Here is an 11,100-nt window from a genome sequence, read left to right as displayed (position 1 = left end):
CACGTTCGGAAGGCGCCTGGTGACAAGGGGACCGGAGATGTTCGAAGAGGCCTTCACCGAGGAAGACGTTGCGGAGTCCGATCTGGTGACCCGCCGTGGCACCTTCCGCGCAGTCGCGTTCCGCGCGGACGGCCACGAGCACATGGCCCTGGTGTACGGCAAGACGAAGCTGCGCGAGAACGTCCTGGTGCGAATCCACTCCGAGTGCATGACCGGCGACATCTTCGCCGCGATGCGCTGCGAGTGCGGCGAGCAACTCGACGCCGCGCTGAACACGATCGTCCGCGAGGGCAGCGGGATCCTCGTCTACCTGCGCGGCCACGAAGGGCGCGGAATCGGCCTGGTGTCGAAGATCCGCACCCACGTGCTGCAGGACCAGGGACTGGACACGTTGGACTCGGCGACGTCACTCGGCTTACCGGTCGACATCCGCGACTACTCCCCCGCGGCTCGCGTGCTCAAGCACCTCCGCGTGCAGTCCGTGCGGCTGATGTCCAACAACCCGGACAAGATCGCGGCGCTGGAGTCGCACGGGATCTCGGTGACCGCGCGGGTTCCGTCGCTGATGACACCCAACGCGCACAACATCGCGTACCTGACGGCGAAGCGCGACCGGCTCGGTCACGACCTGCCCCAGGTCGAGGAGTTCACGACGCTCCCGCATGCCCGCTGACCATTGCTTTCCCAGCATGTGGCGCCCAGACTGGGCCGATGCTGGCGCTGCGGGCAGGGCGTGCGTTCGACGGTGAGCGGTCCGTTCCGGGCCCCGTCACGGTCCTCGTCGAGGACGGCAAGATCACGGCCGTCGAGCAGGGGCGTCCCGACGTCGCCGGTGCCGAGGTCGTCGACCTCGGCACCGCCACCGTCCTGCCCGGACTGATCGACACCCACGTCCACCTGTGCGCGGACAGCGAGAACGGCGCGCTGGACCGCCTGCCGGACTTCACCTCCGAACACCTCGACGCGGTGATCAGGGACAGCCTCGACCGGCAGTTACGAGCCGGCGTGACCACCGTCCGCGATCTGGGCGACCGGCAGTGGTCGGTGCTCGACCAGCGATCCCGGCACCGTCAGCGCGTCCTCGCGTCCGGCCCGCCCATCACCTCCCCACGCGGCCATTGCTGGTCGATGGGCGGCGAGACCAGCGGTGACGACGCACTCCGCGGGGCGGTGCGCGAACGGGCCGAACGGCGCGCCGACGTCGTCAAGGTCATGGCCAGCGGCGGGTTCGCGACGCCCGGCACCGCCGTCGACGACTGCCAGTTCACCGAGCACGAACTCCGTGTGGTCGTGGAGGAAGCCCACGCCCACGGACTACCGGTGACCGCCCACGCGCACAGTCTGGCCTCGATACAACGGGCCGTGGCCGTGGGCGTGGACGGCATCGAGCACTGCACGTGCCTCACGGATCGAGGCATGCGGATGCCGGTGGAACTGATGGACGCGCTCGCCGAGGCCGACATCGCCGTCTGCCACACCCTCGGCAACACGCAGGATCCGCCGCCGCACGTCATGGCGGCGTTCGAACGCGCCGGGATGACCATCGCCGCGAAGCTGAACATCGTGGGCCGCATGCACGACCACGGCGTCAAGGCGGTGTCCGGCACCGACGGCGGGATCGGGGCGGGCAAGCCGCACGGCATCACCGCCCACGCCCTCGGTCACATGATCGAGGCGGGTGTGCCGAACGCGGCCGTGCTGGCCAGTGCCACCAGTCAGGCAGCGAAAGCGCTGAGCCTGCACAAGGGGCTGCTGAGACCCGGCTGGGACGCGGACGTCATCGCCGTGCAAGGAGATCCCGTGCGGGACATCACGGCGTTGCACCACGTGACGACCGTGGTGATCGGTGGTCAGATCGTGACGACCGTCTTGCCGACGGATCGCCGCGAGTAGACGTGGTCCACCGCGTCGAGCGCTTCGGACAGCGGGAAGACCTTGCCCACGGCGGCTTTCAGCGAGCCCGCCTCGACCAGCACGCGCAGCTCGTCGAAGACGTCAGCGCGCTCGGTGGACATCAGCGGGACGAACTTCCTGGACGAGAACGGGTTCAGCAGGAGCGAGCCCAGCGACTTCTGGAAACCGCCGGTGATCGAACCCCCGGTCTCCGCACCGACCAGCACGATCCTGCCGCGCTCGTTCGTGGCTCCGCGCAGCCGGGACAACGGCCTGGCGCCGCCGCAGTCCAGGATCAGGTCGTACGTGCCGGTGAAGTCCTCGACGGTGTAGTCGAAGACCTCGTCGGCGCCCAGGGACCGCACCAGCTCGACCTTGCGCGTGCTGCACACACCGGTCACGTGGGCTCCCAGCGCCTTCGCGATCTGGACCCCGAACGACCCGACACCACCACCCGCCCCGAGCACCAGAACCCGTTGCCCCGGCTGGACTCCGCGCAACCCCTGCAGCGCCGTCCCGCCCGAGATCGGCAGCGCGGCCGCCTCCGTGAACGAGACGCCCTCCGGCTTGCGCGCCAGCCGTGAGACCGGCGCGACCGCGTACTCGGCGAACGACCCGTCGCACGTGCCGAACACCTCGTCGCCGACCGCGAACCCGGTGGCGCCGGGCCCGATCTCCCTCACCACACCGGCGACGTCCCGTCCCGGCACCGGCGACTTCGGCCCGCGGAACCCGAACCCGATGAACCGCAAGAGGTACGGCTTGCCGGTGAGCAGGTGCCAGACGCCCATGTCGACGCCCGCCGCCCGCACCTCCAGCAGAACCTCACCCTGCCCAGGCACAGGCACATCGAGGTCACCGGGCACCGCCGATCCGTATCTTCGTTGCACTACAGCCTTCACAGCTCTTCCTCCTCCGGGTACTGGAACACTTCCTCGAGCGACACCCCGAACACGCGGGCGATCTTGAAGGCCACCTCCAGCGAGGGCGAGTACCTGCCCTGCTCGACGGCGATCAACGTCTGTCGCGTCACACCGATGGCCGCGGCGAGATCGGCCTGCTTCATCTCGCCGTGCGCGAAACGCAACGCACGGATGGAGTTCGTGACCTTGGTCGGCTTCACGGCATTCCCCGCCGGTAGAACGCGATCTTCGCCAGGGAACCGAGCACCGCGGACAGCACGAAGCACAGGTAGAGCACGTTGGCGATCCAGAAGTACGGCGCCTCGAAAATCGCGAGCGCCATCGCGGACACGCCACCGATGGCGATGAACGACTGGCCGATGTGGTCACCGAACCGGCCGATCTCCCGGTCCCGTTCGTCCGCCTGCAGCCCGTCGTTGCGGGCGGCGATGCCGAACCAGATCCCGGACACGATGCCGGCGACGATCCCGAACAGGATCGTCCACAGCATCGCGCCGGCGTACGGCGCCTCGACCAGCGGACGTCCCGCCGTCCCGTTCAGGACGAGCACGACATACACGGCATAACCAACGATGGCGATGATCGCCAAAGCCCACGCCCGCTTCTCCTCGAACGCCATGTCCCGCTCCTGATGTCAAAGAAACCTGACATCACCAAGGTAAAGCGAACTAGACACCGTGTCAAATATCTTTGACTTAACCATTTCGTGATCAACGCGTCCGTATGGCGGTCGACTACCTCCGATCGGAGCCATTAGCGTGCGGCGCATGCTCCGTCCGATCCTTGTTGCGTGCGCGCTCGCCCTCACGGCGTGCGGCCACGCAGTGACGGCGGAACCTCCCGCCGTCGCGCGCACGCAGCCCCAGTCACACACCCCCGCGGCAGCACCTCTCGTCGCGACCCCCGAGGTCTGCCCGCTGCCCGACAGCGGGTTCGAGTGCGACTTCCAGAAGCGGATCAAGGCCGCCCAGGACTACGCCGAGACCAGGCCGGGGACCACGGGTTTCGTGCTGCGCGACCGCAAGTCCGGCGCGATCTGGCGCAACGACCACTCCGGCGACATGACCTGGACCGCGTCGACGATCAAACTCGCGATGGTCGTGAACCTGCTGGAACGCCACCGCGCCGGCAAGATCAGGCTCAGCGCCGAGGACCGCCGCCTGATGAGCGCGATGCTGCACACGTCCGACGACGACGCGGCCGACACGCTGTGGAAGCGCTACACGGGCGCGACGTTCAACGCGGCGTTCGGCAAGTACGGAATGACCGATTTGGTGCCACAGAAGGGTTATTCGACCGCGTTTCCCTACTGGGGCTTCGAGAAGTGCACGGCCAACGACCTCGACCGCCTGATGAACTACGTCCTCGACTCCGTGCCGGCGGACGACCGCGCGTACATCGTCGAGCAGATGCGCGAGGTCGGGCCCGTGCAGCAGTGGGGCGTCTGGGGCCCCGACTCCGGTGCCAAGAACGGCTGGTCGGAGGAGGAGGGCGGCTGGGTGATGAACTCGGTCGGGTTCGTCGGCAAGGACGAGCGCTACACGCTCGCGATCATGAACAACCTCAAGGGCGAGGGCGCCTACGACGAGGGCCGTGCGACCGGCACCGAGATCACGCGCATCCTGTTCCGCTAGAGCGGGTGTTGGCGCGGCATTCCCTGCCCCGCCTTGGCCGCGTGGAACGCGGCGTGCGCGATGTGCGTGGGATCGCTGCGTGACTCGGCCTCCAGCGAGACCAGCGTGACGACGTCCGGGCGTTCGGAACGCCGCAACAGGGGCAGGACACTCTCCGCCATCACCTGTGTCACCACGTTCATGACCGAGATGCTGCACCCTCGATCCCGGTGGAGGTCCAGCTGCTCGGCGGACAGCGTGCGCCGTCAGCCCCGGACCGACTCCCACAGGCAGAGCACGGTGCCCTCGCTGTCTTTGACGTACTGCGAGAACCCGTAGTCGCCCACGCGTTCCTTGGCGTTGAGCACCGCGCCGCCCGCCTCCACGACCTTGCTCGCCACGGCGTCGACGGACGGCACATCGATGATCAGCACCGGCCCCTGCACGAACTCGGTCCGGGGCGAGATGCCGCCGTCCGCGTCGGCCACGTCGACCGGCTCCCCATCGGTGTCGACGAGCACGTAGTCGAACGGCAGCCGCTGCACCGACCACCCGAAGACGTCGCGGTAGAACGCCGTCGCGCGGCCCAGGTCGTCGGCGGGCAGCTCGAACTTGACCCTGGTCATCGCGCGAGGTCCGGCACCTGGGCGACGAGCTCCTCCGGCGCGGACAGCCGCCAGGCCTCGAACACCAGCTCCTTCATCTCGTCGGCCTCGATGCCTTCGAGGTACACCACTACCCAGCCGAAGCCGCCGGACGTGAACTGCGGCTCGAACACCTCGGGCCGCTCGGCCACGAGAGCCTGTTGCTCGGACAGCGTCTGCTTCAGCCCGACCGTCTGCGTGCGCGGCCAGTAGTAGCCGAACACCTTGCCTCGCACGCGCAACGTGTCGTACTGCTGACCGGACGACCGCTGCGCCTCGGCGAGCCCGTCCACGATCTTGAAGAGCTGCTTGTTCGATGTCGCCACTGCCGACCCCCAAAGCCGAAGGCGGAAAGTATAAATCCGGCTTTCAGGACGCGGGCGCGGTGAGCCTCCCCAGATGTCCGACGACCAGTGCGGCGTGGGACAGCGGGGTGCTCAGGTCCTCGACGTCGCCGTTGGTCGTGTAGTCGAGCAGCACGACGTCGGCCGACTCCGCCAGCTCGCGCAAGCGCTCGACCTCGGCCCGCAGGCGGTGCTCCAGCACCCAGCGGTACGCCGGTGAGTAGATCTCCCGCCGGGCCGTGCGGTAGTCGAGCAACTCCTCGCCCGCGAGCCCCGCGCGGTGCCCGCGGACCGGCCCGAAGCGGCGGACCGTGCGCTTCAAGCCCTTCATCGACGTCACCGCGAGCTTCGACGGGTCGACGTCGGCTCCCTCGAAGACCTTCAGCGCCTGCCAGAGGCCTTCGACCGACTCGCTCGTCACGCCTGGCGACAACGGCACCGGGATCTGGCCGTGCGGGAAGAACGGGCTGAAGCGCACCCACGGCTCGGGGCCGCGGGAGGTCACGTCGATGACCACCGCGTCCGGGCGCTTCACCTTGCGACGCTTGCTCGCGACTTCGATCGGCATGACCCGAGCATGGCAGGGGGGTCTGACAATTCCGGACGGTCAGCGCACCGGTTGGGCGGTCATGGTCGCCGTTGACGGGACACGGCTTCGTTGGGTCAGCACGACGCAGACGAGCACGACGGCCGCGGTGGCGAGGGCCGGCCAGCCGACCGGTTCGCCCAGGACGAGTGCCGACCACATGAGCGTCAGCACCGGCTGGGCCAGCTGGATCTGGCCGATCTTGGCCACGCCGCCCGCGGCCAGGCCCGCGTACCAGGCGAAGAAGCCCAGGAACATCGATATCAGTGACACATAAGCGAAACTGAGCCACACGACGCTGTCGGCACGCGAGAAATCGGCTGTGTACAAGGAGATCGGGATGGTCACCGGGAGCGAGACGACCAGCGCCCAGCAGACGGTCCTGGCGCCGCCCAGCTCCCGGGAGAGCGCGCCTCCCTCGGCGTAGCCCAGGCCGCACAGCACCACGGCGACCAACAGGTAGCCGTCGGCCAGGCTCAGCGAGCCGGAGAAGCCGCCGCCGGTGGCCACGAACGCCAGCACCGCGAGCAGACCGGCGCCGCTGGCCAGCCAGAACCTGAGGGGTGGGCATTCGGAGGCGCGCAGGACCGCCCAGATCGCCGTGGACATGGGCAGCACCGCGATCACGACGGCGCCGTGGGCCGAGGTCTGCGTGGTGAGGGCCAGGGACGTGAGGAGCGGGAAACCGACCACGATGCCGAGGGCGACGATGAGCAGTCGGCAGACCTGCGTTACCGAGGGCAGAGGCGCTCGCGACAACGCGAGGTAGGCGATCGCCAGGAGCCCTGCGACGGAAGCGCGGCCGAACGCGACGAACCACGCGTCCAGTCCCGCCACTGCCAGGCGGGTCGCCGGCAGCGAGAAGCTGAAACCCAGGACGCCGAGCGCACCGAGTGTTACCCCCGCTGGCACGATAACGTTACTCTTGGCTCTCATGAATGAGGATAACGCAGCCGTCCGCGTTATCGAGCACCTGAGAGCAGCGGCACTCTCCGGTCGCCCCGGCGACCGCATGCCCTCGGTGCGCGAGCTGATGGCGCGGCACCGGGCTTCGCCCGCGACGGTCCAGCAGGCGATCCAGCGCGTGGCCGCCGAAGGGCTGGTCGAGGTGCGCCCCGGCCGCGGCAGCTTCGTCGCCCCGCGGACCGCGGCGGCGAGCCACGACCTGTCGTGGCAGGCCGTCGCGCTCGGCGAGGGCAGGCCCGGCGAGGACCTGGTGGCGAACCTCGTCGCGGTGCCGAAGCCCGAGGTCATCCCGCTGACCAGCGGCTACCTCGATCCCGGCCTGCAGCCCACCGACGCGCTCGGCGCCGCGCTCAGCCGCGCCGCACGCCGTCCCGCCTCGTGGGGACGCGTCCCGGTGGAGGGCAAGGAGGAACTGCGCGCGTGGTTCGCGAAGGAGGCCGGCGGCGAGCTCAGGGCAGGCGACATCACGGTGTGCGCGGGCGCCCAGGAGGCACTCGCGACGGTGTTCCGCGGGCTCGGCGAGCGCGGTGACGCCGTGCTGGTCGAGTCCCCCACCTACCTCGGCGCGATCGCGGCGGCGCGCGATGCCGGGCTCAAGGTCGTCCCGGTGCCGGCGGACCAGGACGGCGTGCGGCCGGACCTGCTTCAGGCCGCCTTCGAACGCACCGGCGCGAAGGTCTTCTACTGCCAGCCGCTGCACGCGAACCCGCACGGCGCCGTGCTGTCCGACGAGCGGCGGGCCGAGGTCATGCGGATCGTCCGCGGCGTGGGCGCGTTCCTGGTCGAGGACGACTGGGCGCGCGGGTTCACCATCGACGGCACCGCACCGCCGACGCTGGTCTCGCAGGACACCGACGGCCACGTCGTCTACGTCCGGTCGCTCACCAAGGTCGCCGCGCCCGGTCTGCGCGTCGCCGCCATCGGAGCCCGCGGCCCGGCGGGCACCCGGCTGAAGAACACCCGGTCGCGGCAGGACCTGTACGTCGCTGGGCCGTTGCAGGAGGCGGCGATCGACTTCGTGACTTCCCCTGCCTGGCGCCGGCACCTGCGCACGCTCCAGCAGTCCTTGAGGTCCAGGCGTGACGCTCTGAGACGCGCACTCGCCGAGCACCTGCCCGAGCTCGAGATCGCCAGGTCGTCCGGCGGGCTGCACCTGTGGGCACAGCTCCCCCACGACGTCGACGACCTGGAGCTCACGACGGCCGCCGCCGCGCGTGACGTCGTGGTGTTCCCCGGCCGGCCGTGGTTCGCCGCTGAACCACCGGGCGGTTTTCTCCGTTTGACCTATGGCGGAGCACCCGAGCACGTGCTCGCCGAGGGCGTCCGGCGGCTGGCCGACGCCCTGTCCACCCTGCGGAGATGACCGCTTCGGGTGAGTTGCATCATTCATTAACTTGACTCAATCCAGAAAAGGCGGCAGGGTGGGTTCGTGCCCACGGCTTCCGATTTCGAGCGCCTGCTGCGTGGAGCGTCGCTTCGGGTGACGGCCCCGCGGATAGCAGTGCTGTCCGCAGTGCACTCCCACCCGCACGCCGACACGGACTCGATCATCGGTGTCGTGCGTCAGAACCTCGGCGCGGTCTCCCACCAGGCCGTGTACGACGTGCTCCGAGCGCTGACCGGAGCCGGCCTGCTGCGCAAGATCGAGCCCCAGGGCTCGGTCGCCCGGTACGAGGCGCGCGTCGGGGACAACCACCACCACGTCGTCTGCAGGTCCTGCGGTGCGATCGCCGACGTCGACTGCGCAGTCGGCCACGCGCCATGCCTGGACGCATCCGACGACCACGGCTTCGCCATCGACGAGGCCGAGGTCATCTACTGGGGCTCCTGCCCCGAGTGCACGACCGCCGCGAAAAGTTCCTGAACCACCCCGGAAGGATGCCTGTGTCCGACAGCACTGACGCCAAGCTGAGCGAGCTGAACGAGGAGGAGGCCGGTGGCTGCCCGGTCGCGCACGGCCGGCGCAACCACCCCAGCGAGGGCGGCGGCAACCGGGACTGGTGGCCCAAGCAGCTCAACCTCCGGATCCTCCGCAAGCACCCCGTCCAGGCGGACCCGTTCGGCGGTGAGCTCGACTACGGCAAGGAGTTCCTGACCGTCGACCTGGACGAGCTGGCGCGCGACGTCGACGCCGTGCTGACCGAGTCGAAGGACTGGTGGCCGGCGGACTTCGGGCACTACGGCCCGTTCATGATCCGCATGGCGTGGCACAGCGCGGGCACCTACCGCACCCACGACGGCCGCGGTGGCGCCGGCGCGGGCATGCAGCGCTTCGCTCCGCTCAACAGCTGGCCGGACAACGGCAACCTGGACAAGGCCCGCCGTCTGCTGTGGCCGGTCAAGAAGAAGTGGGGCAAGAAGGTCTCCTGGGCCGACCTCATGATCTTCACGGGCAACCGCGCGCTGGAGACCATGGGCTTCGAGACCTTCGGTTTCGCCGGTGGCCGCAACGACGTGTGGGAGCCGGACGAGGACGTCTACTGGGGCCCGGAGACCGAGTGGCTCGGCGGCGACACGCGCTACAGCGGTGAGCGCGACCTCGAGTCCCCGCTCGCGGCCGTCCAGATGGGTCTGATCTACGTCAACCCCGAGGGCCCCAACGGCAACCCGGACCCGCTGGCCTCCGCCCGCGACATCCGCGAGACGTTCGGCCGCATGGGCATGAACGACGAGGAGACCGTCGCGCTCATCGCCGGCGGCCACACCTTCGGCAAGGCGCACGGCGCCGGCGACCCGTCGCTGGTCGGTGCCGAGCCCGAAGGCTCCCTGATGGACGCGCAGGGCTTTGGCTGGATCAGCACGCACGGCACCGGCAAGGGCCGTGACGCCATCACCTCCGGCCTGGAGGTGACCTGGACGCAGCAGCCCACCAAGTGGACGAACCTGTTCTTCAAGAACCTCTTCGCCTTCGAGTGGGAGCTCACCAAGTCGCCCGCCGGCGCGCACCAGTGGAAGCCGAAGGACGGCGCGGGCGCCAACACCGTGCCGGACCCCGAGGACGGCACGCTCAACCGCACGCCGATGATGCTGACCACGGACCTCGCGCTGCGCTTCGACCCGATCTACGAGCCGATCTCGCGCAAGTTCGCGGAGAGCCACGAGGCGTTCGCCGAGGCGTTCTCCCGCGCGTGGTTCAAGCTGACCCACCGCGACATGGGCCCGATCCAGCGCTACCTCGGCCCGCTGGTGCCGCAGGAGGAGCTGATCTGGCAGGACCGCCTGCCCGTGCGCGACTACGAGCTGATCTCCGCCGACGACGTCGCGTCGCTGAAGGCGAAGGTCCTGGAGACCGGCCTCTCGGTCTCGCAGCTGGTCAAGACGGCGTGGGCCTCGGCCTCGTCGTTCCGCCAGAGCGACAAGCGCGGTGGCGCCAACGGTGCCCGCATCCGCCTCGAGCCGCAGCGCGGCTGGGAGGTCAACGAGCCTGAGCAGCTCGCCCAGGTGCTGCGCACGCTGGAAGGCGTGCAGGAGGCGTTCAACAGCTCCGCGACCGGCGGCAAGAAGGTCTCGCTGGCCGACCTGATCGTCCTCGGCGGCGCCGCGGCGATCGAGCAGGCCGCCAAGGCAGCCGGCCACGACGTCGAGGTGCCGTTCCTCGCGGGCCGCGTGGACGCGACCCAGGAGCAGACCGACGCCGAGTCGTTCGCCGTCCTGGAGCCGAAGGTCGACGGTTTCCGCAACTACGGTGGCAAGGCCACGCCGCTGCCGTCGGAGTACCTGCTGATCGACAGGGCGAACCTGCTCGGCGTCTCGGCGCCGGAGATGACTGTGCTGGTCGGCGGCCTGCGCGTGCTGGGCGCCAACCACAACGGTTCGCAGGCGGGCGTGCTCACGGCCAAGCCGGAGACGCTGACCAACGACTTCTTCGTCAACCTGCTCGACATGGAGACGGAGTGGAAGTCGGTCACCGAGGACGAGGAGAACTTCGAGGGCCGCGACCGCGCCACCGGTGCCGTTCGCTGGACCGCCACCCGCAACGACCTGGTGTTCGGCTCGAACTCCGAACTGCGCGCCGTCGCCGAGGTCTACGCGAGTGACGACGCCTCCTCGAAGTTCGTGCAGGACTTCGTCGTCGCGTGGAACAAGGTCATGAACGCGGACCGCTACGACGTCTGATCCAGCTCGACCCAG

Annotated in this window: 14 protein-coding genes; 6 read left to right on the top strand and 8 right to left on the bottom strand. The window is 69.4% G+C overall.

Going from position 1 to position 11,100, the window contains the following annotated elements:
• Window positions 1-37: 37 nt before the first annotated feature.
• Window positions 38-673, top strand: a complete 636-nt coding sequence (ribA, locus tag LX88_RS17245) for a GTP cyclohydrolase II (protein ID WP_258948809.1) — start codon at window positions 38-40, stop codon at window positions 671-673.
• A 38-nt stretch (window positions 674-711) separates the two neighbouring features.
• Complete coding sequence (locus LX88_RS17240) at window positions 712-1,893, top strand: amidohydrolase family protein (RefSeq protein WP_258948808.1); 1,182 nt, start codon at window positions 712-714, stop codon at window positions 1,891-1,893.
• On the opposite strand, the gene LX88_RS17235 is transcribed toward LX88_RS17240, so the two are convergent.
• Genes LX88_RS17235 through LX88_RS17225 form a run of 3 tightly spaced genes read right to left on the bottom strand, consistent with a single transcriptional unit; the run spans window position 1,851 to window position 3,435 of the window.
• The gene (locus tag LX88_RS17235) at window positions 1,851-2,735 is read right to left on the bottom strand and encodes an NAD(P)-dependent alcohol dehydrogenase (protein WP_258948807.1); all 885 of its coding nucleotides are present in this window, start codon (window positions 2,733-2,735) and stop codon (window positions 1,851-1,853) included. The genes LX88_RS17240 and LX88_RS17235 overlap by 43 nt on opposite strands.
• A 56-nt stretch (window positions 2,736-2,791) precedes the next feature.
• Complete coding sequence (locus tag LX88_RS17230) at window positions 2,792-3,016, bottom strand: helix-turn-helix transcriptional regulator (RefSeq protein WP_258948806.1); 225 nt, start codon at window positions 3,014-3,016, stop codon at window positions 2,792-2,794.
• Window positions 3,013-3,435 carry a hypothetical protein gene (locus LX88_RS17225; protein WP_258948805.1) on the bottom strand — a complete coding sequence of 141 codons (423 nt, stop codon included), beginning with the start codon at window positions 3,433-3,435 and terminating at the stop codon, window positions 3,013-3,015. Before LX88_RS17225 ends, LX88_RS17230 begins: the two co-directional genes overlap by 4 nt.
• 148 nt (window positions 3,436-3,583) lie before the next feature.
• On the opposite strand from LX88_RS17225, the gene LX88_RS17220 reads away from it, so the two are divergent.
• The gene (locus LX88_RS17220; protein WP_258948804.1) at window positions 3,584-4,450 is read left to right on the top strand and encodes a serine hydrolase; all 867 of its coding nucleotides are present in this window, start codon (window positions 3,584-3,586) and stop codon (window positions 4,448-4,450) included.
• Here the strand turns inward: LX88_RS17220 and LX88_RS17215 are convergent.
• The 5 genes from LX88_RS17215 to LX88_RS17195 all read right to left on the bottom strand — a co-directional run bounded on the left by LX88_RS17215 (window position 4,447) and on the right by LX88_RS17195 (window position 6,915).
• Window positions 4,447-4,632 (bottom strand): hypothetical protein, encoded by a 186-nt coding sequence (locus tag LX88_RS17215; RefSeq protein WP_258948803.1) that lies wholly within the window; start codon window positions 4,630-4,632, stop codon window positions 4,447-4,449. The two genes, LX88_RS17220 and LX88_RS17215, sit on opposite strands and share 4 nt — an antisense overlap.
• Before the next feature lie 63 nt (window positions 4,633-4,695).
• A complete protein-coding gene (locus LX88_RS17210; protein ID WP_258948802.1) occupies window positions 4,696-5,055 on the bottom strand; it encodes a VOC family protein in 360 nt (119 codons plus the stop codon).
• Window positions 5,052-5,399 (bottom strand): MmcQ/YjbR family DNA-binding protein, encoded by a 348-nt coding sequence (locus LX88_RS17205; protein WP_090068216.1) that lies wholly within the window; start codon window positions 5,397-5,399, stop codon window positions 5,052-5,054. Before LX88_RS17205 ends, LX88_RS17210 begins: the two co-directional genes overlap by 4 nt.
• A gap of 43 nt (window positions 5,400-5,442) precedes the next feature.
• Window positions 5,443-5,985: a DUF6939 family protein gene (locus LX88_RS17200; RefSeq protein WP_258948801.1), complete on the bottom strand. Its 543-nt coding sequence runs from the start codon at window positions 5,983-5,985 to the stop codon at window positions 5,443-5,445.
• A 39-nt stretch (window positions 5,986-6,024) separates the two neighbouring features.
• Complete coding sequence (locus tag LX88_RS17195; RefSeq protein WP_258948800.1) at window positions 6,025-6,915, bottom strand: DMT family transporter; 891 nt, start codon at window positions 6,913-6,915, stop codon at window positions 6,025-6,027.
• A gap of 22 nt (window positions 6,916-6,937) precedes the next feature.
• On the opposite strand from LX88_RS17195, the gene LX88_RS17190 reads away from it, so the two are divergent.
• From LX88_RS17190 to katG, 3 genes are all read left to right on the top strand, one after another.
• Window positions 6,938-8,332, top strand: a complete 1,395-nt coding sequence (locus tag LX88_RS17190; RefSeq protein WP_258948799.1) for an aminotransferase-like domain-containing protein — start codon at window positions 6,938-6,940, stop codon at window positions 8,330-8,332.
• A 66-nt stretch (window positions 8,333-8,398) separates the two neighbouring features.
• On the top strand, window positions 8,399-8,833 hold the full coding sequence (locus LX88_RS17185; protein ID WP_030481444.1) for a Fur family transcriptional regulator: 435 nt from the start codon (window positions 8,399-8,401) through the stop codon (window positions 8,831-8,833).
• Between the two features lie 20 nt (window positions 8,834-8,853).
• Window positions 8,854-11,085 carry a catalase/peroxidase HPI gene (gene katG, locus LX88_RS17180; RefSeq protein ID WP_258948798.1) on the top strand — a complete coding sequence of 744 codons (2,232 nt, stop codon included), beginning with the start codon at window positions 8,854-8,856 and terminating at the stop codon, window positions 11,083-11,085.
• The last annotated feature ends 15 nt before the right edge of the window (window positions 11,086-11,100 follow it).

The sequence above is a fragment of the Lentzea californiensis genome, assembly GCF_024648825.1.
In the GTDB taxonomy this organism is placed as follows: domain Bacteria; phylum Actinomycetota; class Actinomycetes; order Mycobacteriales; family Pseudonocardiaceae; genus Lentzea; species Lentzea californiensis.
Note: the sequence above shows the minus strand (reverse complement) of the source record. Positions and strands in the feature narration are given on the sequence as shown.